17 protein-coding genes are annotated in these 26,947 nt (G+C 54.1%); 16 read left to right on the top strand and 1 reads right to left on the bottom strand.

Going from position 1 to position 26,947, the window contains the following annotated elements; genetic code table 11:
• Nucleotides 1-5: 5 nt before the first annotated feature.
• Nucleotides 6-1,931: an ATP-dependent DNA helicase gene (locus tag AYI87_RS13895; protein ID WP_144203021.1), complete on the bottom strand. Its 1,926-nt coding sequence runs from the start codon at nt 1,929-1,931 to the stop codon at nt 6-8.
• Between the two features lie 489 nt (nt 1,932-2,420).
• Between AYI87_RS13895 and hisG the strand changes: the two genes are divergently transcribed.
• The 16 genes from hisG (at nt 2,421) to AYI87_RS13815 (ending at nt 26,927) form a co-directional block, all read left to right on the top strand.
• The gene (gene hisG, locus AYI87_RS13890; RefSeq protein ID WP_144203018.1) at nt 2,421-3,320 is read left to right on the top strand and encodes an ATP phosphoribosyltransferase; all 900 of its coding nucleotides are present in this window, start codon (nt 2,421-2,423) and stop codon (nt 3,318-3,320) included.
• 34 nt (nt 3,321-3,354) lie between these two features.
• A complete protein-coding gene (hisD, locus tag AYI87_RS13885) occupies nt 3,355-4,656 on the top strand; it encodes a histidinol dehydrogenase (protein ID WP_144203221.1) in 1,302 nt (433 codons plus the stop codon).
• 1 nt (nt 4,657) lies between these two features.
• Nucleotides 4,658-5,737, top strand: coding sequence for a histidinol-phosphate transaminase (gene hisC, locus AYI87_RS13880; protein ID WP_144203016.1), 1,080 nt, complete (start codon nt 4,658-4,660; stop codon nt 5,735-5,737).
• 80 nt (nt 5,738-5,817) lie between these two features.
• Entirely contained in the window at nt 5,818-6,885 is a 1,068-nt protein-coding gene (gene hisB, locus AYI87_RS13875; protein WP_144203219.1) for a bifunctional histidinol-phosphatase/imidazoleglycerol-phosphate dehydratase HisB, read from the top strand.
• A complete protein-coding gene (gene hisH, locus AYI87_RS13870; RefSeq protein WP_144203013.1) occupies nt 6,882-7,556 on the top strand; it encodes an imidazole glycerol phosphate synthase subunit HisH in 675 nt (224 codons plus the stop codon). Before hisB ends, hisH begins: the two co-directional genes overlap by 4 nt.
• A complete protein-coding gene (gene hisA, locus AYI87_RS13865; RefSeq protein ID WP_144203011.1) occupies nt 7,553-8,290 on the top strand; it encodes a 1-(5-phosphoribosyl)-5-[(5-phosphoribosylamino)methylideneamino]imidazole-4-carboxamide isomerase in 738 nt (245 codons plus the stop codon). Before hisH ends, hisA begins: the two co-directional genes overlap by 4 nt.
• Entirely contained in the window at nt 8,272-9,045 is a 774-nt protein-coding gene (gene hisF, locus AYI87_RS13860; protein WP_144203008.1) for an imidazole glycerol phosphate synthase subunit HisF, read from the top strand. The genes hisA and hisF overlap by 19 nt, the downstream gene beginning before the upstream one ends.
• A gap of 28 nt (nt 9,046-9,073) precedes the next feature.
• Nucleotides 9,074-9,694, top strand: coding sequence for a bifunctional phosphoribosyl-AMP cyclohydrolase/phosphoribosyl-ATP diphosphatase HisIE (gene hisIE, locus AYI87_RS13855; RefSeq protein ID WP_144203005.1), 621 nt, complete (start codon nt 9,074-9,076; stop codon nt 9,692-9,694).
• 465 nt (nt 9,695-10,159) lie between these two features.
• Nucleotides 10,160-11,239 (top strand): GGDEF domain-containing protein, encoded by a 1,080-nt coding sequence (locus AYI87_RS13850; RefSeq protein ID WP_186300630.1) that lies wholly within the window; start codon nt 10,160-10,162, stop codon nt 11,237-11,239.
• 390 nt (nt 11,240-11,629) lie between these two features.
• Nucleotides 11,630-12,370: a response regulator transcription factor gene (locus AYI87_RS13845; protein WP_144203000.1), complete on the top strand. Its 741-nt coding sequence runs from the start codon at nt 11,630-11,632 to the stop codon at nt 12,368-12,370.
• 6 nt (nt 12,371-12,376) lie between these two features.
• Nucleotides 12,377-14,638, top strand: coding sequence for a tetratricopeptide repeat protein (locus tag AYI87_RS13840; protein ID WP_144202998.1), 2,262 nt, complete (start codon nt 12,377-12,379; stop codon nt 14,636-14,638).
• 515 nt (nt 14,639-15,153) lie between these two features.
• Nucleotides 15,154-16,971 (top strand): S8 family serine peptidase, encoded by a 1,818-nt coding sequence (locus AYI87_RS13835; RefSeq protein WP_144202995.1) that lies wholly within the window; start codon nt 15,154-15,156, stop codon nt 16,969-16,971.
• A 780-nt stretch (nt 16,972-17,751) separates the two neighbouring features.
• A complete protein-coding gene (locus AYI87_RS13830; protein ID WP_144202992.1) occupies nt 17,752-21,228 on the top strand; it encodes a S8 family serine peptidase in 3,477 nt (1,158 codons plus the stop codon).
• A gap of 83 nt (nt 21,229-21,311) precedes the next feature.
• On the top strand, nt 21,312-22,568 hold the full coding sequence (locus AYI87_RS13825) for a proprotein convertase P-domain-containing protein (RefSeq protein WP_144202990.1): 1,257 nt from the start codon (nt 21,312-21,314) through the stop codon (nt 22,566-22,568).
• A 251-nt stretch (nt 22,569-22,819) separates the two neighbouring features.
• Entirely contained in the window at nt 22,820-23,926 is a 1,107-nt protein-coding gene (locus tag AYI87_RS13820; protein ID WP_144202988.1) for a phosphoribosylaminoimidazolesuccinocarboxamide synthase, read from the top strand.
• An 838-nt stretch (nt 23,927-24,764) separates the two neighbouring features.
• Nucleotides 24,765-26,927 (top strand): M3 family metallopeptidase, encoded by a 2,163-nt coding sequence (locus tag AYI87_RS13815; RefSeq protein ID WP_144202985.1) that lies wholly within the window; start codon nt 24,765-24,767, stop codon nt 26,925-26,927.
• The last annotated feature ends 20 nt before the right edge of the window (nt 26,928-26,947 follow it).

Below are 26,947 nucleotides of genomic sequence, written 5' to 3'. Positions count from 1 at the left end.
TAGCGCTAGTCTATGGTTTGTAGGAATCGCACCGCACTGTCGAGATCACGGGTGCGATGCATGGGCGGCAGCGAGTTGATAAAGGCCTGACCATAGGGGCGATTGACGATGCGATTGTCGCAGAGGATCAACACGCCCCTGTCTTTCTCATCACGAATCAGGCGGCCGACGCCCTGGTTAAGCGCTATCACCGCCTGGGGCAGCGACAAGGTCATGAAGGGATCTTTGCCCTCACGCTGCACCCCGTCGGCCCTGGCCTTGTAGAGATTATCGTCCGGCGAAACGAAGGGCAGCTTGTCGATGATGACGCAGCTCAGCAGCTTACCGCGCACATCCACCCCTTCCCAGAAGGCACCTGTGCCCAGCAGCACGGCGTTGCCTAGCTGTCGATATTTCTTAAGCAAAGTCTGCTTGCCCGCCTGGCCCTGTACCAGGAGCGGATAGTCGACCCGCCCCTGTAACATCACCGCCACCAGATTGAGCATGCGATGGCTGGTGAACAGCATGAAGGTGCGCCCCTTGGCGGCGTTTATCGCCTTCACCGCCACCTCCACCAGCTGCCTGGCGGCCCGCTCCTGACTGGTGACCGACGCCAGATGGCGCGGCACACAGAACAGGGATTGGCGCCGATAGTCGAAGGGACTGTCCAATATACTCGTGTTGGCCTTCTCCAGCCCCATCGCCTTGGTAAACAGCGACAGGTCGCGATTGATCTGCAAGGTGGCCGAGGTAAAGATCCAGCTGACATCCGGGCTAAACAGCGACTGACACTCCTTAGCCACCTTGATGGGCGAGATCCTCAAGGTCAGGTGCTGATAACCATAGTCTATGCTGTAGGCGCTATCTGGGTTATCGCATTGAATAAACACGGTTAACTTGCTGAGCAGCCCATCGATTTTTTCGACGCCATCATCGAACGCCTCGTTGCGGCCAAGATAGCCCAGCAGCATGGTGCGATAGGCGGTCAGCTCTGAGACCAGTGCCCAGGCCGCCTCCATCAGGGCCTTATCGCCGATAAGCCGTCGCCAATCACGCTCCTCGCTGGCAAACAGCAGCCCCTGCCAATGGATCAGCTGAGTATGGCAGCGGGCCGTCATGGCGCCAATTTGCGGCGAATCGGCCATCTGAGTGCGATAGAGCTCGTTAAAACGTTCCAACAGACGGATGAGGCTCTTGATACTGAGCTGCTGGCCGAAATAGGTCACGGCGATATCAGGCAGCAGATGCGCCTCGTCGAAGATCACCACGTCGCTGTCGGGTAACAGCTCGGCAAATCCCGTCTCTTTTAGGATGCGATCGGCGAAAAACAGGTGATGGTTGACCACTATTACCTTGGCATCCAGTGCCTTGGCGCGGGCCTTACGGGTGAAGCAGGCCTCATAGTGATCGCAGGCCTTACCTATACAGGACTCTTTACTGCTCACCACCAGCGGGATCGCCGGGGAGTTTTCCGGCACGGCGTAGAGACTGCCGATGTCACCATCCACAGTCTGGCTGGCCCACTGATCGATTCGCAGCAGGTCATCGAGGATCTTGCCATCGTTCACCTCGACGCCGCTGAGCTGCTTCTCCATCAGGTATTGGCACAGGTAGTTGCTGCGCCCCTTGAGCAGAGCCACTTTTGGCCTGATCCCTAAGATGTTGAGCAGTGCGGGCAGATCTTTGAAAAATAACTGCTCCTGCAGGTTCTTACTGCCGGTGCTGACGATGACCTGCTTACCGCTGAGTAGCGACGGCACCAGATAGGCGTAGGTCTTGCCCACGCCCGTGCCCGCCTCGACCACCAGGTTGTCGCCCTTTTGCAGGGTCTCGCTCACCCGAGTCGCCATCGTCTGCTGCTGGACACGACAGCTATAGCCCTTGATATGACGGCTTAAGCTGCCATCTGGGGCGAATACCTGCTGTACATCTTGGATCAGTCGTTTATTCAATGAATGGCTGATGATAGTTAATGTTTAAAATGACATGCTGGCATTATGCGGATTTTCTTACCCAGTACAAGCCACAAAGCACCCGCGATAAATAAACAGGAAATCATTGAGATCCAATGGGGATATTGCAGTGTTAGTTGAATAATTTTCAATCGACCCAAATTAGCGCTTGCATACACCGAAAAACTTGATTAGTTTAAATACAACTTAGGGCAGACACTGCCCCCGCTAATACACAAAGCAAGTACACGCAGCACTAGGCGAGAGAAGACAGAACATGACACAGCGTTTGAATACTATCCATCATCACCATCATATGCGGTAGCCTTCGGATGCTTACTGCCGGAGGACTATTTCCTTCTGGCGGTTGATTCAAAAGCGATCTAAGACCCCTGGAAGGAATTCCGGGGGTTTTTAGTTTTTAGCTTAAGATTTTGTTTTAAAACGATTTAAACAATTTTACTGAATCAACAAATGAGGAAACATCCTATGTCAGAGTCAAACCGATTACGTATCGCCATTCAAAAGTCCGGCCGCCTGTCCAAGGAATCCCAGAAGCTGCTCAAGAGCTGTGGCATTAAGTTTAACGTTAACGAACAGCGCCTCATCGCCCACTCTGACAACATGCCTATTGACCTATTACGTGTCCGTGACGACGACATTCCCGGCCTGGTGATGGACGGCGTGGTCGACCTGGGCATCATAGGCGAGAACGTGCTCGAAGAGGAGCAGATCGAGCGTCAAACCTTGGACAAGCCGAGCGAGTGCATCAAACTGCGCCAACTGGATTTCGGCGCCTGTCGCCTGTCGCTGGCGGTGCCCACCGAATTGCGCTATCAGGACGCCAGCTCGCTCGAGGGCCTGCGCATCGCCACCTCCTACCCTAACCTGCTACGCCGCTACATGCAGGAGAAAGGCATTAGCTATCGCGACTGTATGCTCAAGGGCTCGGTAGAGGTGGCCCCCCGCGCCGGCCTGGCAGACGGTATCTGCGATCTGGTCTCAACCGGCGCGACGTTAGAGGCCAACGGCCTGTACGAGACTGAGGTGATCTACCGCTCCATGGCCTGCATCATCCAATCGACCCAGGAGCAGAGCGAGGCCAAACAGGCGCTGATCGACAAGATCCTCTCCCGCGTCAACGGTGTGGTGCGCGCCAAGGAGAGCAAATATATCCTGCTGCACGCTCCGACCGAAACACTGGATCAGATCGTCGCCCTACTACCAGGCGCCGAGAACCCGACCGTACTGCCGCTGAACGACGACACCAATCGCGTGGCGATCCACGCAGTCAGCAGCGAAGATCTCTTCTGGGATACCATGGAGGCCCTGACCCAGCTGGGGGCCAGCTCCATCCTGGTAATGCCAATCGAAAAGATGATGGGATAACGCCATGACGACAAACACCATGACATCCACACAGATGCAGCGCCTCGACTGGCAGGCGCTCGATGACCAGGCAAGACGAGAGGCCCTGTCGCGCTCGCCCCTGATTGGCGACGCCAACCTTGAGCAGCAGGTCAAAACGATTATCGACCAAGTAGCCAGCCAGGGCGACGCGGCGCTAAAAGCCTTCTCACAAAAATTCGATAAGGTAGAACTCGACGCCCTGCGCCTTAGCGATACGGCGATAGAAGCCGCCAGCGAGCGAGTGACGCCCGAGATCAAGGCGGCTATCGAGCAGGCCAAACAGAACATCGAGACCTTTCACCAGGCCCAGGCCTTCAAGGGGATCGACCTTGAGACCCAAGTCGGAGTGCGCTGCGAGCTGCGAAGCGAAGCTATCGAAAAGGTGGGCCTCTATATTCCCGGTGGCAGTGCGCCGCTTATCTCTACCGTGCTGATGCTGGCACTGCCGGCCAAGATAGCCGGTTGTGAGCAGCGGGTGTTGGTCAGCCCACCACCGATCGACGATGCTATCGTCTATGCTGCCAAGGCCTGTGGCATCACAGATATCTATCAGATAGGCGGCGCCCAGGCGATCGCCGCCTTAGCGCTGGGGACAGAATCTGTGCCTGCGGTCGATAAGATCTTCGGCCCGGGCAACCGTTATGTCACCGAGGCCAAGCGCTTAGTTGCCCAGGACAGCCGCTGCGTGGTCAGCATAGACATGCCCGCCGGCCCCTCAGAGGTGCTTGTGATCGCAGATAATGAGGCCAATCCCGACTTCATCGCCGCTGATCTCCTCTCTCAAGCCGAGCACGGCCCCGACTCTCAGGTAATGCTGGTCACCGACAGCCAAACTTTGGCAGACGCCGTCAACCAGAGCCTTGGCGAGCAACTGGCAAGACTGCCCAGAGCCGAGATCGCCATGCAGGCCCTGAGCGCCAGTCGCACCCTGATTGTCGAGGATATGGCCCAGGCCGCCGAGGTCTCTAACCGCTATGGCCCTGAGCACCTGATCATTCAGACCCGTGCCCCCCGTGAACTGCTGAGTAAAATCCGCGCCGCCGGCTCGGTATTTCTTGGCGCCTACACGCCAGAGTCAGTTGGCGATTACGCCAGCGGCACCAATCACGTGTTGCCAACCTATGGCTATAGCCGCGCCGTCTCCAGCCTGTCGCTGGCCGACTTTAGCCGCCGCTTCACCGTGCAGGAGCTGAGCGCCCAAGGGCTACAGGGCCTAGGCGAGTGCGTGATGACCCTGGCCAGCGCCGAGCAGCTCGATGCCCACAGAAATGCCGTCGCCGTACGCCTTGCCACGCTACCGGGCGAGGAGAAATAAGATGAGTGTAGAAGCTAAGATGAATGTTAACGCGACATCGCTCGCCGAGCGTCTCGCCAGACCCGAGCTCCTGACGCTTGAGCCCTATCAGTCGGCGCGCCGCATCGGCGGCGAGGGGCAAATTTGGATCAATGCCAACGAGTCACCCTTTAACAACAGCGACCTGGATGGCCTAAACCGCTACCCTGAGTGCCAGCCGCCGGAGCTTATTACGCGTTATGCCGAGTATGCGGGCGTAAGTAATCAACAGGTACTCACCAGTCGCGGCGCCGATGAAGCCATAGAGCTGCTTATCCGCACCTTCTGTATCCCGGGGCGGGACAGCATCGCCTGCTTCGGCCCCACCTACGGCATGTACGCCATCAGCGCCAAGACCTTCAACGTCGGCGTCAAGGCGCTGCGCTTGGATAGTGAGTATCAGCTGCCACAAGTACTTTGCAGCCAGGTCGGCGATGCCAAGCTAGTGTTTATCTGCAATCCCAACAACCCAACCGGCACAGTGATCGCCCCAGACGCCATAGAGGCAGTGATCCGCAGCCTGCCCGATACCTTGGTGGTGGTGGATGAAGCCTATATCGAGTTTTGCCCGGACTACAGCGTGGCAAGCCTGCTGGATAAGTACGACAACCTGGTGGTGCTACGCACCCTGTCCAAGTCCTTCGCCCTAGCCGGTGCCCGCTGCGGCTTCATGCTGGCCAACCCTGAGGTCATCGAGATGGTGATGCGGGTGATCGCCCCCTATCCCGTACCGCTACCGGTCGCCACGCTGGCGATAGATGCGCTAAGTCAGGAAGGGATAGCCCGAATGCAGACTCAGGTCGCTCAGCTCAAGGCCAACGGCCAACGACTCGCTGACGCCTTACGAGAAGCTGGCGCCAGAGTGCTGCCTGCCTATGGCAACTTCGTGCTGGCCTATTTCGACCAGGCAAATGAGATAAAAGTCGGTGAGATGCAGGCACGTCTCAAACAGGCGGGTGTGGTCGCCAGGGCCTACAAAGACCCGGCCCTTGCCGATGCGATACGTTTTAGCTTTGCCAGCGACGCCCAGACCGAGACGCTGCTTGCCATACTCAAGGCCTAGTGGCAAAGCGAAGTAAAGCCCCAGCCAGCCAGACAATAACGACAAATTTAAGATAGAAGCAGATTTAAGGTAGAAGCATGATGAAACAGAAAATCCTCTTTATCGACCGCGATGGCACACTGATCGAGGAGCCTGTCACCGACAAGCAGGTCGATAGCCTGGCCAAGCTGGTATTTGAGCCTCAGGTGATCCCCGCACTGCTTAAGCTACAGGGCGCCGGCTACCGCTTGGTGATGGTGAGCAATCAGGACGGCCTTGGCACCCCCTCCTTCCCCAAGGATGACTTCGATGCCCCCCAAGATATGATGATGCAGATCTTCAACAGCCAGGGGGTCAAGTTCGATGAGGTGCTCATCTGCCCACACTTCGACGATGAAAACTGTAGCTGCCGCAAACCTAAGCTGGGTCTGGTCAAGGCTTACCTCACCGAGGGTCGGGTCGACTTTACCCAATCGGCGGTGATTGGCGATAGAGCAACCGATCTGGGCCTGGCCGAGGCGATGGGTATCACAGGCATACAGTACAATCGCGACACCTTGAACTGGGACGCCATCGCCGAACAACTGCTTGGGGGTAATCGCGTGGCGACGGTGGTGCGCACCACCAAGGAAACCGACATCAAGGTCACTGTCGATCTCGACAGTAAGCTAAAGAGCAGCATCAATACCGGCATCGGTTTCTTCGACCACATGCTGGATCAAATCGCCACCCACGGTAACTTCAGGCTGGATGTGAGCGTCGATGGCGATCTTGAAATAGACGATCACCACAGCGTCGAAGACACGGCGCTGGCCATTGGTGATGCCCTCAGGCAGGCCCTAGGCGATAAACGCGGCATCGCCCGCTTCGGCTTTAGCATCCCGATGGATGAAGCCAGTGCCAGCTGCCTGCTGGATCTCTCGGGTCGCCCCTTCATCAAGTTTGAGGGGCAGTTCGAGCGCGAGATGGTCGGCGAGATGGCCACTGAGATGGTACCCCACTTCTTCCGATCCCTCGCCGATGGCCTGCGCTGCACCCTGCACCTGTCTACCCAGGGCGATAACGATCACCACAAGGTGGAGAGCCTGTTTAAGGTCTTTGGCCGCACCCTGCGCCAGGCGGTGAAGGTCGAAGGCGACGCCCTGCCATCGAGCAAGGGGGTGCTATGACCCAATCCGATACCATCATCATAGATACCGGCTGCGCTAATTTGAGCTCGGTGCGTTACGCCTTCGAGCGGATCGGCGCCGACGTCGAGGTGAGTGACGATATCGACAAGATAAAGGCAGCCACCCGAGTCGTGCTACCGGGCGTTGGTACCGCCAGGGCCGCCATGAAGGCGCTGAAAGACAAGAAACTTATCGACACCATCTGCTCCCTCACCCAGCCTGTGCTTGGCGTCTGCCTCGGCATGCAGATGCTGACCAAGGCCTCACAGGAGCGCGGTGGCTTAAGTTACGGGAATAGTAGCAAGAACTGTCAGTGCCTTGGGCTGATCGACGCCAATATCGAGCAGCTGGACGCCAAGGGACTGCCACTGCCCCACATGGGTTGGAATCAGATAAGCCCGGGCGATCACCCACTGTTTGCCGGGGTGGCCGAGGGCAGCTATGTCTATTTCGTTCACAGCTACCGGGCGCCACTGGGCGATTTCACCATCGCCAAGTGCGAATATGGCGAGGGCTTTAGCGCCGCCATCGCAAAAGATAACTTCATGGGGGTGCAGTTCCACCCGGAAAAAAGCGCCGCGGTGGGCGCCACCATATTAAGAAACTTTATGAAAATGAATGCCGGCAGCTTTGCCGGTAACCACAAATCTACACAGGAGAGCGCCCAATGATCATCCCAGCAATCGATCTCATCGAGGGCCAAGTGGTGCGTCTCTATCAGGGCGATTATGCCCAACAGACCACCTTCGATCTGAGCCCGCTCGCCCAGCTACAGGCCTATCAGGCCCAAGGCGCCACCTGGCTACATATCGTCGATCTGACGGGTGCAAAAGACCCAGACAGACGCCAGACCCGACTCATAGGTGAACTGGTCGAGAATCTCGAGGCCAACATTCAGGTCGGCGGCGGCATTCGCAGCGAGGCCCAGGTCAAGGAGCTGTTAGATCTCGGGGTCAAGCGGGTGGTGATAGGCTCCCTCGCCGTCAAACAGCCAGAGCTGGTGCAATCCTGGCTCCAGACCTACGGCAGCGACGCCATCTGCCTGGCACTGGATGTGAACATCAACGAGGCGGGTGAGAAAATAGTCGCCGTGTCCGGCTGGCAGAGTGGCGGCGGTAAGACGCTGGAATCTCTGGTGGCCACCTTCGCCCCCTATGGGCTCAAGCACGCCCTGGTTACCGACATCAGCCGTGACGGCACACTGCAAGGCAGCAATACCCAGCTCTATCAGGAGATCGCGGCGCGTTATCCCGATATTGAGTGGCAGGCCTCGGGCGGCATCGCCACCCTGGACGATGTGAGCGCCGTGCGTGATAGCGGCGCCAGTGGCATCATCATAGGCAAGGCCCTACTCATCAACAACTTTACCGTGAAGGAGGCGATCGCATGCTGGCCAAACGCATAGTTCCCTGTCTGGATGTCCGTGATGGTAAGGTGGTCAAGGGGGTTCAGTTTCGTAACCATGAGATCGTCGGCGACATAGTACCTCTGGCCGCCCGCTACGCAGCTGAGGGCGCCGACGAGTTGGTATTTTACGACATCACCGCCAGCGCCCACGACAGAGTGGTGGACAAGAGCTGGGTCAGCCGCGTCGCCGAGCAGATAGATATCCCCTTCTGCGTCGCCGGCGGCATCAAGAGTATCGAGCAGGCGCGGGAAAAGCTGGCGTTCGGCGCCGATAAGATCTCGATAAACTCGCCAGCCCTGAGCGACCCCAGCCTGATCGACCGCCTGCAGGATGAGTTTGGCCGTCAATGTATCGTGATAGGTATCGACTCTTACTATGACGCCGATACCGACAGCTACAAGGTGAAGCAATTTACCGGTGACGAGGCCGCCACCAAAGATACCCAGTGGTACACCCAAGACTGGGTGGAAGAGGTGCAGAAACGTGGCTGCGGCGAGATAGTGCTGAACGTGATGAACCAGGATGGCGTTCGCCAGGGCTATGACGTCAAGCAACTCGCCATGGTGCGCGCCATCTGCGACGTGCCCCTCATCGCCTCGGGCGGCGCCGGCACCATGGAACACTTCCTCGAGGTGTTCACCCAGGCGGGTGTGGATGCGGCCCTCGCGGCCAGCGTCTTTCACAAAGGGATCATAGAGATAGAGGCGCTTAAGCGATACCTGCTCGACAATGGTGTACAGATGCGCCTGTAACCGCCCCAAATTTGTTCAAGGAATAAAGATGAAAAACCTAGAAGATTTTAACAACTTAGATTGGGACAAAAAGCAGGGGTTGCTACCCGCCGTGGTCCAGAACCACCTCACGGGTAAGGTGTTGATGCTGGGCTATATGAACCAAGAGGCGCTGGCCCAGACCCTGGCAAGCCGCAAGGTCACCTTCTTCAGTCGCAGCAAGCAGCGCCTGTGGACCAAGGGCGAAACCTCGGGCAACACCCTAGATCTTATCGCCATCGACAGCGACTGTGACAACGACAGCCTGCTGGTGCAGGTGATCCCCAACGGCCCCACCTGCCACCTGGAACGGGAAAGCTGCTGGCCCGACGGCGAGGCGCATCCCTTTATCGACAACCTGGCAAATCTCATCGCCTCGCGTAAGGGGCAAGATGCCAAGAGCAGCTACACGGCGCACCTGTTCGAGCGCGGCACCAAACGGATCGCCCAGAAGGTCGGCGAAGAGGGACTGGAGACCGCCCTGGCGGCCGCCACCCATGACAAGGAGGAGCTGATCAACGAGGCCTCAGACCTCATCTATCACCTGCTGGTGCTACTTGAAGATCAAGAGCTTAGCCTGGAGGATGTCACCGCCAACCTGCTAGCGCGTCACAGCGCCGCCAGCAAATAGACCAAGGCTAGCGTTAGCACAATCATATAAGGGCGTCCGGGAGAAGCGGGCGCCCCTGCTCTGTATCTTGCCATGACGATTTATGACCATCCCCCTCTATCCCCCTTTTTCCTACCTTCTGGGCGACTTAAGCCACTATCTTTAAAATCCACTACGCTATCGCAAAAATCCACGTCCCTGCCGCAAAAATCCACTCCGCTGTTGCAAAAATCCACTCTGGCACATAATATACATTTATATACAAAAGAATACACGGTGTAACAAACGGACTTATTGGCAACAAATTCATTACAAATTCACCGATGAAATGCCCACTGATGTTAGCGTTCAAACAAGAGGTATCCGGTTATGGCTAGGCGTTTTCGACAGCTCACACTCAAAACAACTACATGCTTTGCCTGTAGCCTAATGCTACTAGTCTCTAGCCAAGTCGCAGCGAGTGCTAGCCAGGCTCAGCCTATGCTCATGCCTTATGCACTCACATCTCACGCCCTCATGCCTGGTGCGTTGGCCGCACCCTATAGCATGGTCGCCACCGCAAGCCCTAAACTTAAGCAGAGCAGTAACCAGCTTCAGTTTGCCCCGAGACAATCGAGTATGGCATCCGCGGGGCTTTCCCCAAATCCCCGCACCTCTGTATCACCGCCGTACGACCCAAGCCGTCAGGCCGGCACTGCCTCCTCATGGCTGGGCAAGCTCAAAGCCCATTATCCGAATCTGCTGCTTCACTATCTTGCGCCGCTCATTGCCATCGCCTTGGTGATGCAGCGGGTTTATAGACAGGCGAGTAGCCTGTCCAAAACACGATTGGAGCAAGCGATCGATGAACGCACTCAGGCGCTGCAACTTGAAAACCTGCGCCTGCAGGAGATGAGTCACAGAGATCCCCTGACCGGCCTTAAGAATCGCCGCTTCATCGAAGAGATGATTGCCCAAGACCTGAATAGGGTCGACCGCAGCTATGACGCCACGCAGTTAAGGAATGAAGAGCTGCCAAGCAAAGCCGACTTATTGGCGCTCATCATAGATATCGATCACTTTAAGCCCATTAATGACACCTATGGTCATCTGGCCGGCGATCGCGTGCTGAGCCAAGTGGGTCAGCGACTGACTACACTGTTTCGCAACTATGATTATGTGGTGCGCTGGGGCGGTGAGGAGTTTCTGGTGGTGGCACGTTTTATCGATCGCCGGGAGATAAACCATCTCGCGGAAAAAGTCCGTCACGCCATCGAGTCGATGGAGATCGAACTCGACGCTAAGCGCACCATAAAGATCACCGCCTCGGTCGGCGCCGCCCCCTACCCCTTCTCCACAGCCCAGGCGGATAAGCTAAGCTGGGAGCAGGTGGTTCATCTTGCCGATATGGCGCTGTACCAGGCCAAGACGAGTTCGCGCAATACCTGGTTTAGTTACATGGGGAGTGACCAGCTGACTATCCCGGATGAGCTGCAATTAGACCCCGTCAAGATCCCTCGAATCGCTATGGTTTCATCTAAGCCATTGTCCAGGCAGAGTCTTGATCTAAGGAAAGCCGCTCTTTAAGCAAAACATCTACCCCCCCAACTACAGGTTTAGCTCGTGCTAAGTGTTAAGTGCTAGTTTTATGTTTAAGGCAGGGAAGCCTTAAACTTTTTTATCTCCCATCAGCTTAAAACCCTTCCATTACGCGGTTAACTTATGTCGCTAACTTATGCTGCTAGCCTATGTCGCTGGCTATAGTTTCTAGCCACTTCTCGAAATTAAGCTTCGAAAATAAACGTTAAAAATAGGCTTGGAAAATAAGCCTGTTTGCCCCGAAGTTGGACCGATTTTGCGCTAACTATGGCTTTCACAACAAGTTTTATATACATAAACATACATTAGAATACAAAAGTGATATATAATAACTGGCAATAAACCTTTTACAGTATTGCAACACTTCAGAGGGATATCGTGAAGGATAATAACTGGATACTGATTGTCGATGACGATGCCGATCTGGCAAACTTGGTCGCCGATTTTCTCGAGATGAACGGCTATAAAACCGAGATAGAACACAACGGTGCCAAGGCCGTCGAGCGCATCATTGCCGAGCAACCTATTTTGGTTATCTTAGATGTGATGCTGCCCGACATGGACGGCTTGTCCATCTGCCGCGCGGTGCGTCATGGCCATCCGGGGATCGAGGGTAGCTACAACGGCCCTATCCTGATGTTGACCGCCCTTAACAACGATATCGACGAAGTTGCCGGCCTGGAGACAGGCGCCGACGACTACCTGGCCAAACCCGTGCGCTCCCGGGTGTTGCTCGCCAGAGTCCGGGCCCTACTGAGACGTAAGCCTGAGCCACCTGTCACCGAGAAGCTCAGTAAGCTTCACAGCAACAACGATAGTCTCATCGAATTTGACGGCCTCAGCATAGATAAGAAATATCAACGCATCCAACAACATGGACAGGATATCGAACTCACCACCGCTGAATTTGAGCTGCTGTGGTTGCTGGCCAGTCGGCCCGGCGAGATCTGCGACAGAGACTCTATCTCAGATTACTTCAGCGACCTGGGGTACGAGAGTTCCCACAGAACCATAGATCTTAGGGTGTCACGCATTCGCCGCAAGCTTGGCGACGATCCCAGCCACGCCACCCGCATCAAGACGATCCACGGCAAGGGTTATCTGTTTGTTGGAGACTGACTCTAGATGCGAAAAAAGCCCATTGCCTTACTACTGCTCGCGATACTGATCAGCCTCAGCCTGGTCGGTATCACCGCACGTATGGATCCTCCCGAGGCAAGGGCCGACATCACAGAGCGAGAGACGCAGCTGACGACCCTGCCTGAAAACCAGCAGGGTGAACTGCTCACCGCGCTGGTCAAACATTATCGCGACAACGATCCCCTCAAGAGCCTGACCTATGGTGAACAGGCCCTGACCCTCTTCTCCAAGGTACCCGACGATATCCGTAAGGTCACAGTGCTGAACAACATGGCCTGGATATATGTCTCGCTGAGCCAGTATGAAAATGCTCAGCTGCGCACCGACCAGGCCAAACAACTGGCCAAGGCAAGCAATGACCTGCATGGACTCTTTACCGCGCAGACTATGCAGGGGATCATCTATTGGCGCAAGGCGGACTATCAGACCGCCCTCAAGACCTTCGAACAGGCGCAGGAGATAGCTAAGCAGGAGAAAGATCTCAGAGGTATCGCCAACACGACCAACTATATGGCGATCATCTACCAGACACTGGGCCAACCAGAGAAGGCGCTCGACTATTTCATCCGCGCCTTCAACATTCAAAAAGAGGTGGGTGATGAGAAGAGCATAGCCGTCTCCCTCAATAACATCGCCAACATGTATGGCACCAGCGGCAACTATAGCCTGGCGCTGGACTATCAACTGCAATCGAGGAAGATTCGTGAGAAGCTGAACGATCTGCCTGGCCTGGCGCAGATCCTGGGTAATATCGGCCTCACCTATTTCTATCTTAAGGACAGCGAACAGGCACTCTCTTATCTGCAACGCTCTCTGGGCTATTACGAATCCCTCAAGGATCAACAGGGCATCGCCGAGATCCACGGCAACCTCGGCATGGTTCATCTGCACGAGCATCAATTGGAATCGGCGCTGTTGCAGTATCAAGAGGCCTTGGCGCTGGCCAAGGCGATCCCTGATACGGCGCTCGAGGCCAGGATCAATATAGATCTCGCCAATGCCTATATCGAACTCGATGACCCTGAACAGGCCTTCAAGCAGATCACCACAGGTTTAGATCAGGCCAATAAGCTCGGCATCGTCTCCCTCAGCGCCTATGGTCTGCTGACCCTCGCCAAGGTGGAAAAGTTACGCGGCAACAGTGAGCGTGCCCTCTCCTTAAGTGCAGCGGCGTTAAACAGCTCCCAGCAGCTGCAAGATAAGCGCGTCGTGCGCGATGCACACGAGTTTCGTTACCTGCTCTACAAACATCTAGGGCAAGCCGAACAGGCGCTGGCGAGTCTGGAAGCCTTTAAGCAGGTGAACGATGAGATGTTTAACTCTGAGAGCGACCAGAGATTGGCCTTTCTCCTCAGCCACTTCGAGGCCGAGCAGCAGGAACAGCAGATAAAGCTGCTGCAGGCCGATCAGGCGCTGCAGAAGACCCAGCTGGCGCAACATACTTATCAGCGCAACGTATGGCTAGGCGGCCTGAGCGTCTTGTTTATCATCCTGCTCCTGCTGGTTAATCGTCATCACCAGCGCAAGATCAACGCATCGCTCAATCAGAACATTCAATCTCAACGTGAGTTAATTCAAGCGGTTGCCCACGAGTTTAGATCCCCGCTCGCCCGGGTTCAGTTGGCCTTCGATATGCTGGAAGAGCAGTTTGAGCAGAACAAACCCACTCGTCTCATCGACACCATCAACAAAGGCCTGAGTGAACTGGAGAAGCTGATCAAAGAGGCGCTGGATTTCATCCAGATAGAGAGTAAATCCAGGCCGTTACACCTCTCGCAGGTCAATCTCAATAAGCTGCTGAGTGAGTTGATGGACGCCAATAGTGTCCTCTACCCCGACAAGGCTTTTAAGCTGGAGGTTAACCCAAGCGAAGCTTGCCTGGTTAAGGCCGATAGCACCCAGATTGCGCGGGCATTTTCCAATATACTGCGCAACGCGGCCCGATTCGCCCGCTCTCAGGTACTCGTTAGCCTCAAGCTAGAAAAGTCCCGCATCCTGGTCATCATCGAAGATGATGGCCCAGGGATCCCCACAGAGCAGAGAGAAAGGGTGTTTGAACCCTTCGTCAGGCTAGATCAGAGCCGTTGTCGGGATTCGGGCGGCATAGGCCTGGGTCTCGCCCTGGCTAAGAAAATATGTGAAGCCCATGGTGGCGCCCTCACCATCTCCTCATCCCAGCTGGGCGGCGCCAAGTTGTCGCTCTCCTGCCCTTTAGTTAACAGAGAGTCTGATAACAAAATATCCTAGAGCAAGGCTTCTGTACATCAAGCAGTTGGACATAAGGCGGCCGCTCACCAAGCTGCCAAAAGCAAAGCCTCTGAAAACAGATAAGCTAGAAACAGAGAGTCGGTAAAGCCTGTAGAAACAGGTCTATAAAACCGATCCGCTAATAGTGTCAATTCGCTGCTCATCCCCTTCCTCTTCTAATGCCCCTGCTAATCTCCCTGCTGAAAAGCCAACTTTTCACGCCCAAGCGACGAGAATTCATCCGGTTGCATCCCAACATTTTCCGCCTAATGCACAAAACCACCCTAAAAAATGTTTGTTATTTGTTAAATAAATTTGATCAAATGAATATCTTTGTATATAAATGTATACTCAAAGCTGTAAATCTTGCAGAGAAATCCCCCTCAGCGAGGGGAGCAGCGCCATGAGCCTAGCTCATCCCTACCACACACAATAACAACGAGGCACCTGAGCCGGCAGCGGTATAGCAGGATATGCGAGCTGCCAATGCAACAGGAAATCGTGGAGCATATAAGATGAAAATCAGTAAACTAGCAGGCATAATCTCCCTAATCACACTGGGCATCGCCGCCTCGAGTCAGGCAGCAGACAACCGCTATGTGGTTCAAGTCGATAATCAACACAAGGGCATAGTGAAGGCCCTGGCGGTCAAGTCGGGCGCGATAATCGAACTCGACGGTGATGGCTTCTTCGCCGCCAGCTTTAACGCCCAGGAGCTCGCCCAGGTGAAAGGCCTGTTAAACAATCCCCATGTGAAGCTGGTCGAGGAAGACCAACGCCGCACGCTGCAGTCACTCTATCAGGATGATGCGGGCGACCCTATGTTGAGCCAACTCACCCCCTATGCCATCTATCAGTCTCAGGCAGATCAAGTTGATTTCGTGCCGGGCGCCGGCATTAAGGTGTGCGTGATCGACTCGGGCCTGGATAGAAGCAACCCTGACTTTAACTGGGGAGCCATCACAGGCGATAACGATTCAGGCACAGGCGATTGGGATGTCAACGGCGGACCTCACGGCACCCACGTTGCCGGTACCATAGGCGCGGCAGACAACGACATAGGTGTCGTTGGTATGGCACCTGGGGTCGATATGCATATCATCAAGGTCTTTACCGCTAGCGGCTGGGCCTACTCTTCTGATCTGGCTCATGCCACTGACCTCTGTAGCCAGGCGGGCGCCAACATCATCAGCATGAGCCTGGGTGGTGGCGGTGCGAGCAGCATTGAATCTAACGCCTTCGAAGCCTTTACCCAGGCAGGTGGCCTGGTGGTCGCCGCTGCGGGCAACGATGGTAACAACGCCCGCTCCTACCCGGCCGCCTACCCAGCCGTCATGATGGTTGGTGCCAACGATGCCAATAACAATATCGCCAGTTTCTCGCAATTTCCTAGCTGTAGCAGTGGCCGAGGCAAACATGCAACCCAAGATGAAACGACCTGCGTAGAAGTCACCGCCGGCGGCGTACAGACGCTTTCGACCTATCCAGCCAAAATGGCGACCATAGCTGCCATGTCGGCGGATGATGTTTTCTTCGAGGCCTCGGCCATGGAAAATATCGGCAGTGCCAGTGGCAACACCTATTTCATGGGCACGGCCGAAACCTTAGATACGCGAGCCCAGGGCAGTGTCTGCGTTATCGATCGCGGCAACATCTCCTTCCATGACAAGGTCGCCAACTGTGAGGCCTCTGGCGGTATCGGCGCCATCATCATCAATAACGTCGAGGGCATGTTATATGGCACGCTGGGTGACGCCAACAGCACCCAGATTCCCGCCGTGGGTGCGGCGCTCAGTGATCGCACAGCCCTGATGTCAGCGACTCAAGCCTCGGTGTCTATCGCGAGTGGTGATTACGGTTATATGAGCGGTACTTCGATGGCGACCCCTGCCGTGTCGGGCGTCGCGGCACTGGTGTGGTCAAACTTCCCAGAGTGTACTGGTAGCGAGATCCGTCAAGCGCTTAAGGCAACCGCCGAAGATCAGGGCATACCTGGACACGATGAGTATTTTGGCTATGGCATAGTCAAGGCCAAGGCGGCTTATGATTATCTGCAAAGCAGTGACTGTAACGGTCAAGGCGGAACGCCGGGCACCTTTAGCCTAAACGCCGAGTATGAATACGCGCGAGGCAAACACAGGGTAAACCTGACGACGGTCGCGGCATCTAGCCCTAAGGTAGACATCTACCGTAACGAGCAACTCATCGCCACGGTAGCGGCAAACACCCTCTATACCGATAGCTTCGGTCGCAAGGCAAGTGGCAGCTTCAGTTACAAGGCCTGTGAAGAAAATACCCAGAGCTGCACCGAGACCCAAAGCGTCAGCTTCTAGTCACGGAGATTTGTCGCTGCAGCCAATCAAGGCGATTTGGTAAGGTGTTGATAGCCTGAGAGATGAGCGCTGTAGCGGCTGACACTAGCCATTAAGCATTGGCTCATCAAGCGCGAGCTCATTGGGCATTCTCTCGCTAAGAAAAGGCTCGCTAAGAAAAAGCTCGTGAAGAAAAGCTCGCTAAGCACAGGCTATTAAACACAAGCTCGTTAGACGCGAGCACCTTGTGCGCCAGCAAATAAAGGGCAGAGATCATCTCATTTGATCTCTGCCCTTATGATCTATGCAGCAGAGCTCCATTGGACAGAGCGCGATTAGACAAAGCTCGGCTAGACTAAGCTCGACTAGACTAAGCTCGACTAGACTAAGCTCGACTAGACAGAGTTAGGCTATGGGAAATGCTAGCCGTCTAGCACTTTCGTCTATCCTCCGCCCTTTCTCCAATTCACACGCTGCCACCACTCAAGGCGCTATATACAGAGTTATCCCCTCCTCCGTCGAGTCTATCGACCAGTTATATTCGATTTTTTTATAGAGATCAGCGTATTGCAAGCATCTAGCCAGATGAACGCACCAACATTGATATACATAAATTCACATTTAAGACGAATTTGTGACATTTTTGATAAACAAATGTTGATCAAAATCAAATCGAGGTATATAAATGTATACATATCGAATACATTTGTATGTGATATAGCCCTATTGAAGACCTCATCAAGTAACTGGGTGCGACAACACTGAGTACTTATAAATTTAATAACAACAGGAGAACAGTTGATGACTACACCCAAGAAATCATCTTCCAAGCTGCTCACAACACTAGTAGGTGCCTCACTCTTAACCGGTTTGAGCCCTGTAGCACTGGCCGTAACCAAGGCACCGCTCAAAGCTATGCCTGAATACGATCAACAATCTGTTATCGTTAAGTTCAAACAAAAAGTAGCTAAGAAAGATCGTAAAGCGCTAACTCGTAACCTTGGCGTCTCTTTCAAAGATAAGAATAACGACGGCGTGGATGACCGCCTGCGCAACATCGCCAACGGTCGTCTGGCGGTACTAGAACTTGGCCAAGGCCGTAAAGTTGATGCGATACTGGCAAGCCTGCAAAACCACCCACTGGTAGAGTACGCAGAACCTAACTACATAGTACACACGACAGCGGTGCCTAACGATACTTCATATGCAAGCCTTTACGGCATGCAGAAGATCCAAGCGGAAACTGCCTGGGACTATGTGATCGGTGACTCTTCTGTTCTTGTTGGTGTTATCGACACCGGCTTCGACTTCAACCACCCAGATCTTGCTGACAACATCTGGACCAACCCCAATGAGATCGCGGGCAACGGTATCGATGACGACGGCAACGGCTACATTGATGATATCCACGGTATCTCAGCCATCTTGGATAATGGTAACCCGTCTGACACAGGTTCTCACGGTACTCACGTATCTGGCACTATCGGTGCCAAAGGGAACAACGCCCTGGGCGTTTCCGGTGTAAACTGGCAAACCAATATGGTCGGCTGTAGCTTCCTCGGTACTGGCGGCGGTACCCTTGCCGATGGTGTTCAGTGTATCGACTATATGATCGGTCTTAAAAATGCCGGCAACAACATCCGCGTGCTGAACAACAGCTGGGGTGGTGGCGGCTTCACTCAAACCCTTAAGGATGCCATCTCGGCGGCCAATAATGCCGACATCCTCTTCGTCGCGGCTGCGGGTAACGACTCGGCCGACATCGACAACGGTGGTTTCTACCCTGCCGGTTACGATGTGCCTAACGTAGTAGCGGTAGCCTCTACCGATAGCGCCGACAATCTGTCTGGCTTCTCTAACTACGGCGACCAACTGGTTCACCTGGCTGCACCGGGTTCATTTATCCTGTCAACGACGCCTAACAACAGCTACGACACTTTCAGCGGTACCTCTATGGCGACACCGCACGTAGCCGGCGCCGCCGCGCTGATCCTTGCGGGTAACCCCAACCTGACTACGTCACAGCTAAAAAGCGTACTCATGAATACAGGTGATGCGCTTGCGTCTCTGCAAGGTAAGACCATCTCAGGTAAACGTCTGAACGTCGCCAACGCCCTGATCGATTCAGGCGGCGCGGGTCCTTCTTTCTTCATGGAAGCAACCCCAACTAAGTCGACCATCAACCAAGGCAATAGCCAGACTTATGCTATCGATCTGGTCGCAGCGGGCGGTTTCAGCGGCACCGCGACCATGAGCCTAAGCAGCGTGCCTGAGCTCAATGCAGACGTGGTATTTGCACAAAACCCGGTTGCGGGCGACACCACTAACACTATGACGATCAATACGACCGAGCAAACTGCGCCTGGTACGTACAACATGACAGTCAACGCCACCGACGGAGCCGTTTCTAAGAACATCAACCTGGAGCTGAAAGTATGGCCTCAGGGTACTGTTTCTACTGTGTTGACCAGCAATGAGATCGTGCCTATCAGCGATGACGATCCTTCAAACCCTGCAACAAGCAGCATCAATGTTCCTTACGACATGACGCTGACTCAGGTCGAAGTGTTTGTTGACATCACTCACACTTGGGCATCTGACATGCTTGTGTCTGTCATTTCACCAGCCGGCGAAGAAGTCATTCTGCACGACCGTGCGGGCGGCAATGGTACTGGTCTTGTTGGCAACTTTATTCCTACTGAATACGAGCTGGACAACGCATTGGGTGAGTGGACACTGAAAGTTGTTGACGAAGTGGCAGGGGACACGGGTGCTATCAACAACTGGTCACTAAAACTGACTGGCGCCCCTTCTGCCGGCACAGACTTCGCACCAAACGTACAGATAGCGACGCCTGCTAACCAAGGCGCGTACCTGACCGGTGAAACCGTCAGCTTCAGCGCAAGCTCAAACGACACCGAAGACGGCGACCTGACGTCTGGCATCGTTTGGACCTCAAGCATTGACGGCGTTATCGGTAACGGCGCATCGTTCACTAAGTCTAACCTGTCGGTAGGCGACCACGTGATCACTGCGACCTCTACTGATTCAGCAGGCCAGGCAAGCACAGAAACTGTTGAGCTATCTGTTGCCGATGCTAACACTACAGTTAGCGGTGCAAACAACACGGCTATTGCTATGCCTGAGATGGGCGGCAAGGTATTTACTGAAATCGACCTGCCTACTGGCGTTGCTATCGATGCAATCGAAGTCAATGTCGATATCTCGTTCGAATCGGTTCAATACCTGAACGTGTGGCTACAGTCTCCGTCTGGCACCCTGGTCAAACTGGTCACCTGGCGTCAATTCTGGAACAAAGATCTGGTAAAGACCTTTAACCCGGTCGAGTTCGCAGGCGAGTCGAGCATGGGTACATGGCGTCTGTTTGTTGAAGATACGTCAAGCTACACAATGAACGGCGTACTGAACAACTGGAGCATCTCGGTATCAAACGGCGACGCAGTACTTCCGCCTCCGGCTGAAAACACCGCACCTGTGATGACTATCAATGCTCCTATGGGTGGTTCTAGCTTCAACCTGGGCGACAGCATCACCTTCGACGGCAGCGCAATTGACGCCGAAGACGGTGACCTGAGTGCAGGCATCAAGTGGTACTCAAACTTCAACGGCCTAATCGGTACTGGTGCCCTATTTAGCATCGACACACTAGGCGCTGGTGACCACATAGTGACAGCTGTGGCGACTGACTCGCAAGACGCCTTCGACCAGGCACAGGTAAGCTTCACCGTTGTCGATGCACCTGCTAACGAAGCCCCTGTGGCCGACTTCAGCTTCGCAGCTAACTTCTTAGACGTGCAGTTTAGCGACCTTTCTGGCGACAGCGACGGTGCGGTAAGCAGCTGGTCTTGGGACTTCGGTGATGGCGCTGGCTCAACGCTAGCAAACCCAGGCCACAGCTATGGCGCCGCAGGCACCTACACTGTCACCCTGACCGTAAGCGATGACGACGGCGCCGAGCACTCAGTCACAAAAGAGATCACTGTGACAGAGCCAAGCCTGGCACTACAAGGAAGCGCGACCACCGACGGTAACCGTGTAACAGCTAACCTGTCTTGGACGTCATCAAGCAAGGTATCGGTTGATGTATACCGCGACGGTGCCCTAGTCAGCACTGAAGTGAGAAAGTCTAGTTACACAGACCGCTTCAACTCATCCGCGACTAGCTTCACTTACCAAGTATGTGAAACTGGCACAAGCAACTGCTCTTACGAAGTCACCATAATGGCGACCCCTAAGACCAAAGGTAAAAACAAGTAAGTTGTAACCCAGGGAAGGCTCTGCCAAGAGCCTTCCCTTTTCTATCTATATCTAGCTAACACTATCTAACGCTATCTAACGTTATGAAAAGCAATAACCCCGCCACCGGATTCACCCAGATCCAGTGTTGGCAGACTCTTGAGGCAAAAGAGGTGAAAAAGAACCGACTCTCCCTACTCGCAATAATCCTGCTCTCTATGCTATCGCCCTTCACCCATGGCTCGAGCGAATTTCGCGCCCACCAGAGCCGCTATGACGACCCACTGCTGAACATGGTTGCCGAGGACAGAGCAACGCTCGAAAAGTTAAACGCGCAGCGCAAGGCGACTAACACCTCAATTGAGATGACCCCCAAGCTGATGGGCGAAAAGTCTCTGAGCATTCACTCAAACACTGAAAACAAGGACCAGAGAGCGAACGAGCAAAGGCTCGCTTCTGCCACGCCAGAACACGTAAACGTGTCGATATCGACCACAAAGCGGACCAAGCCCACGGCGTCAACGCCGGGTTTCATGCTATCTGTACAAGAAAAGCACTTAAGCAAAGCAGCCGGTGAGACCGCCATTTATCACTTCTCGACACTTGAAGACAGGACTCTTGTAGACAATAGCCATACAGGTACAAGAATAGCAAGCGAGAAATTAGGAGGACAGATATGCCTGAGCCTGGCCTCCTCCCTTCCCGGCGCCAGGCTCTCTAAGGAAAGGATTCATCCTGGCGACACATTCAGCCTCTTGGTGCCATCAAACAGTGATGCCCGATGGGGCGACTATATGTTCACCGTGACCGCCTCGGCTGACGGCGGCAATTGGGTCAAGCAGCAGAGTGTCAATCTCAGCCTGCTTCCCGGCAACATGCGCGAGATCAAGCAGGCCAATCTCACCAGGCACCCCATCATAGACAATGCCCCTGAGGGGATAGAGAGTCGCATCGCCGTCGATGATGAGCTTGCCGCCTTTGGCGTGCGCATCTTGGTCAATATCGCCCATACCTGGCACAGGGATCTTAAGATGACCCTCACCTCCCCCATGGGCACAAGCTATCAACTAGAAAGCGAAAGCTATGCTGCAAAAGAAAGTAAAACAGTAAAAGCGAGCGATTCGTCAAAAGAAAGCCTTGCCGCAAGAGAAAGCTATGCAGTCAGAGAGAGTCATGCAGCAAAAGACAATCAGTATCGGGAATATCGTACCGAGACCTTCAATAACGAAGTGGTAAGAGGCGACTGGACCCTCAAGGTAAGTGACCTGGCCGCAGGCGATGTAGGGACCCTAAGGGGCTGGCAACTCCTCATCTCGGGTTACTCGGTAACGCAGCCACAAGAGATAAGTGCTAGTCCATAGTCCGTGCTGTCAGATGAGCCAGATGCGCGCTGAATCACGGCAGATCAACACCCAAGCATACTCGCATATAAAGCCGCCATTTCGCGCGAGAAAACACCAACTTTATCGTGCATCTTGCATTCACCTTCTGCCAATGAGAACACACTGTTTTCGCAAAAGAATTAAAGCGAAAAAGCTGTTGTCCCATAGCAGTTCTGCTACAATTTCGCCGTAATTTCCTCCTCTAACATTACATATAAAAATAGTACCCTATGAATCAATCTAATAAAGTTCTAGCCGTTAACGATGATCTGCCCATCCGCACCGACAAGCCGGTACATTCAGGTAAAGTCCGCAGTGTTTATTGGTTAACCGCTGAAGACAGCGCGCGCCTGATCGAGCAGAAAGGTTATGATGTTCCCGCCGACACGCCGCTGGCGATCATGGTGATCAGTGACCGTATCTCTGCCTTCGACTGCATCTGGCAAGGCGAAAACGGCCTCAACGGCGTCCCTGGCAAAGGGGCGGCGCTTAACGCCATCTCTAGCCATTGGTTCAAGCTATTTAAAGAGAAAGGCTTAGCAGACAGCCATATTCTGGATGTTCCACATCCTTTCGTGTGGATCGTGCAGAAGGCGCAGCCAGTGATGGTCGAAGCGATTGCCAGACAGTACATCACAGGTTCTATGTGGCGTGCCTACAGCAAGGGCGAGCGCGACTTCTGTGGTATCACACTACCCGAGGGACTGGAGAAAGATCAGAAACTGGAAGAGGTGCTGATCACCCCATCGACCAAAGGTGTACTGACAGGTCTTGAGGGCGTTCCCGAAGCCGATGATGTTAACGTTTCACGTGCAGATCTGGAACGTCACCTGGAAGGCTTCAACTTCCACAGCAAGGGCGATATCGACCTTTACGAGAAGCTACTTAAAGAGGGCTTTGCGGTGATCAGCGAAGCCCTGGCCGAGCAAGATCAGATCTTCGTCGACACCAAGTTTGAATTTGGTTACGTGAAAGATGCCAGCGGTCAGGAAAAACTGATCTACATGGATGAAGTCGGCACACCTGACTCATCACGTATCTGGGACGGTGAAGCCCGTCGCAACGGCAAAATAGTCGAGAAGTCAAAAGAAGGCTTCAGACAGTGGCTACTAAACCACTTCCCTGACCCCGATATTCTGCTCAACAAGGAGCGCATGCCTGAGCGTTTCGCCCTGGCGCGCGACAACAAGCTACCAACCGAAGTGATGATGGATATCTCTAACACCTACGTAGGCATCGCCGAGACCATCATAGGTGAGAAGCTACACCTGAGCGAGAATCCTCGTCAGGAGATCATCGACATCCTGCGCGATGAGTATCAGCTAATCCAAGCCTAATGGCGCTAAGCTCCTGATACTCAACCTGGTTAATTTGCCAAGGCAAGCAAGATGAGATAATCAGGGCTTACTAGAAAACTAAGGCCAGCGTTCAACAGACGCTGGCTTTTTTATGCGTGTTTATCTGCGTTTCACCTGAGATTCGATTGGGCCTTTTTATTGGAAAGTCACCCAGAAGTGGTTTCATCATGCTTGCCTTTGAGCCCTAAAAGACGCTGGCAGAGGCGTTAAAACCTTGCGCCTCGCTGATAAGACGATGATGAAAGAAAATTAATCTGATAAAACAGGTGGGCACGCCATCTAACGGCACCTAAAAAATACGCTTAATCTGCGCCGGTAATTCGCTTAGCCGAAACGTGCCCAAGATGGCAACTTACCTAAGAGAGAAACCTCATAGGCTGTCGGCCGACATAGCTTAGCTCAAGTAACGGCAGCACATCCATTGAAATGGTTTAACACACAATAGCCATTAAAATCATCACGATATAAAGAAACCCAACAAGCCTCAATCCACTCAGGCCTGGATATTGGAGGGGGATAAAACCTGCAACTCGTCTCTAACGCACCGTTCGCCGCAACTTCATAAAGCTAAGGCAATGACATAAACATAAGCTAACGAGAGACAGACAAGACTGGATCTGGCAACTCAAAATACAGTAAAAACTCGGTTGTAAAGGTTGCCTTAATATTTTCTCACAACTTTATTAATCCAATCTTAAACTTTTGATTTGCCGCGCCCCTGCCCCGCTTGATAAGGTATGGCGGCAATCACATCTTTAGCGCCCCCATGCCTGTTAGGCAGTAAAAAACGATTGGGCGCCAGCAACAGGGAGAATCCATGCGTAAGTCTATCCTCACCACGGCTATCTTAGCCGGTCTATATCTCACTGGCTGTACACCAGCGAGTCAGGAAGCAAGCAATACAGAAGTAGCAAGTAGCGAAGCGGCGAAGCCTGCCGTTCAGGCGAGTGAAGGTCAAATCAATGCCAGCAACGTACTGCTCAAGAAGAGCGTGTTACAGTATCAGGCGCCTGAGTTTAACAAGATCAGCTTCGACGATTATGCCCCCGCCTTCACCCAAGGGATCATAGAGCACGATAAAGAGATCCAGGCGATCATCGACAATCAGGCCGCCGCAGATTTTGACAACACCATAGTCGCCATGGAAAAGTCTGGCAGCCTGCTTACCCGCGTGGCCAAGACCTTCTTTAACCTGGCCAGCGTCAACTCTAACAGCCAGGTACAAACCCTGGAAGCCGAGCTAGCACCTAAGCTGTCTGCGCACTGGGACAACATCTTCTTAAACCCTGAGCTATTTGCCCGCGTCGAGAGCGTCTACAAGAGCCGCGACAGCCTGAACGCGGAAGACAAGCGCCTTGTAGAGTATTACTACCTGGCATTCGAGCGCGCCGGTGCCAAACTCTCTGACGCTGATAAAGAGAAGATGCGCGATCTTAACGGTCAGCTCGCCAGCCTAACCACGGAATTTTCGAAGAACGTTCTCGATTCATTTAAAAACGAAGTGATCATTGTTAAAGACAAGGCGGAGCTCGACGGCCTATCTGACGCCGAAATCGCTACCCTCGCCCAGGCCGCGAAAGATGCCGGCAAAGAGGGATACCTGATAACTCTTGTGAACACCACCCGTCAACCAATTCTTTCCAGCCTGAACAATCGCGAGCTAAGAGAGAAAGTGTGGAAGACCTCGGCAAATCGCGCCATGGCACTTAACGGCCCGAATATCGTCAAACAGTCACATCTGCACGCCGAAAAGGCAGCGCTACTGGGCTATGACTCTTGGGCGGCCTACACGGTAGCCGATCAGATGGCCAAGACACCGGCAGCCGTATATGAGATCTTAGATGACCTAGCCCCTAAGGCTGTGGCCAAGGCCAAGCTAGAGGCGGCGGACATACAGGCGCAGATTAAGGCATCGGGTCAAGACTTCGAACTGGCACCATGGGACTGGGCCTATTACAGCGAGAAGGTTCGCAAGGCCAAATACGACCTGGATCAGAGCCAGGTCACGCCTTATTTCGAGTTTAACCGCGTCCTCAACGACGGTCTCTTCTTCGCCATGGAGAAACTCTACGGCATCACGGTCAAGGCGCGCAAGGATCTGCCTGTATGGAACCCGGATGTGCTCGCCTATGAGATCTTTAACAAAGACAAGAGCTCTATCGGCATCTTCTATCTGGACCCTTACGCCAGAGAAGGTAAGAACGGCGGCGCCTGGATGGATGAGTTTGTGACTCAGAGCGGCCTGCTGGGCACTAAGCCTGTGGTCTACAACGCGCTGAACATTCCAAAGCCAGCCTCAGGACCAACCCTGATGACCTATGATGAAGTGAGCACCATGTTCCACGAGTTCGGTCACGCCGTGCATGGTCTCTTCTCTCAGGTGAAATACCCAAGTGTGGCGGGTACAGCTACGCCGAGAGACTTCGTCGAGTTCCCATCACAAGCCAACGAAGACTGGTCTATCGATCCTGAAGTTCTGGCCAACTACGCCAAGCACTATCAGACCGGCGAGCCTATTCCTGCCGAGCTATTGAAGAAGGTATTGGCGGCGAGTAAGTTTGGACAAGGCTTCGATACCACAGAGTATCTGGCGGCGGCCATCCTGGACATGGAGTGGCACTCCATTGGCGTCGATGCCAAGATCGACGACGTGGCGAAGTTTGAGCAGCAGGCACTGGCGAAACACGGCATCGATTTTGCGCCTATCCCGCCACGCTACAAGTCAACCTACTTTAGCCATGCATTCGCCGGCGGCTATTCGGCGGGCTACTACGCCTACCTGTGGACCGAAGTCTTTGCGGCAGATGCCTTCGACTTCATGAGCCACAACGGCGGCCTGTCACTGGAGAACGGTAACAAGTTCCGCGACAACGTGCTGTCTAAGGGTAACAGTGAAGATCTGATGCAGGACTACATCAAGTTCACCGGCAGAAAGCCAACCGTGGATGCCCTGTTAAAGCACAGAGGCCTGACGGAATAAGTCTGGATTTCAGGCATTAA

Origin of the sequence: Shewanella sp. KCT (assembly GCF_007636505.1) — a bacterium.
Classification (GTDB): Bacteria; Pseudomonadota; Gammaproteobacteria; order Enterobacterales; family Shewanellaceae; genus Shewanella; species Shewanella halotolerans.
Note: the sequence above shows the minus strand (reverse complement) of the source record. Positions and strands in the feature narration are given on the sequence as shown.

Coding starts and splice junctions, on each gene's coding strand:
- AYI87_RS13840 (WP_144202998.1), top strand. CDS start 12,377: ATGCGAAAAAAGCCCATTGCCTTACTACTGCTCGCGATACTGATCAGC.
- AYI87_RS13830 (WP_144202992.1), top strand. CDS start 17,752: ATGACTACACCCAAGAAATCATCTTCCAAGCTGCTCACAACACTAGTA.
- hisB (WP_144203219.1), top strand. CDS start 5,818: ATGAAACAGAAAATCCTCTTTATCGACCGCGATGGCACACTGATCGAG.
- hisD (WP_144203221.1), top strand. CDS start 3,355: ATGCAGCGCCTCGACTGGCAGGCGCTCGATGACCAGGCAAGACGAGAG.
- hisF (WP_144203008.1), top strand. CDS start 8,272: ATGCTGGCCAAACGCATAGTTCCCTGTCTGGATGTCCGTGATGGTAAG.
- AYI87_RS13815 (WP_144202985.1), top strand. CDS start 24,765: ATGCGTAAGTCTATCCTCACCACGGCTATCTTAGCCGGTCTATATCTC.
- AYI87_RS13850 (WP_186300630.1), top strand. CDS start 10,160: ATGCCTTATGCACTCACATCTCACGCCCTCATGCCTGGTGCGTTGGCC.
- AYI87_RS13835 (WP_144202995.1), top strand. CDS start 15,154: ATGAAAATCAGTAAACTAGCAGGCATAATCTCCCTAATCACACTGGGC.
- AYI87_RS13820 (WP_144202988.1), top strand. CDS start 22,820: ATGAATCAATCTAATAAAGTTCTAGCCGTTAACGATGATCTGCCCATC.
- hisH (WP_144203013.1), top strand. CDS start 6,882: ATGACCCAATCCGATACCATCATCATAGATACCGGCTGCGCTAATTTG.
- AYI87_RS13825 (WP_144202990.1), top strand. CDS start 21,312: ATGAAAAGCAATAACCCCGCCACCGGATTCACCCAGATCCAGTGTTGG.
- hisC (WP_144203016.1), top strand. CDS start 4,658: ATGAGTGTAGAAGCTAAGATGAATGTTAACGCGACATCGCTCGCCGAG.
- hisA (WP_144203011.1), top strand. CDS start 7,553: ATGATCATCCCAGCAATCGATCTCATCGAGGGCCAAGTGGTGCGTCTC.
- hisIE (WP_144203005.1), top strand. CDS start 9,074: ATGAAAAACCTAGAAGATTTTAACAACTTAGATTGGGACAAAAAGCAG.
- hisG (WP_144203018.1), top strand. CDS start 2,421: ATGTCAGAGTCAAACCGATTACGTATCGCCATTCAAAAGTCCGGCCGC.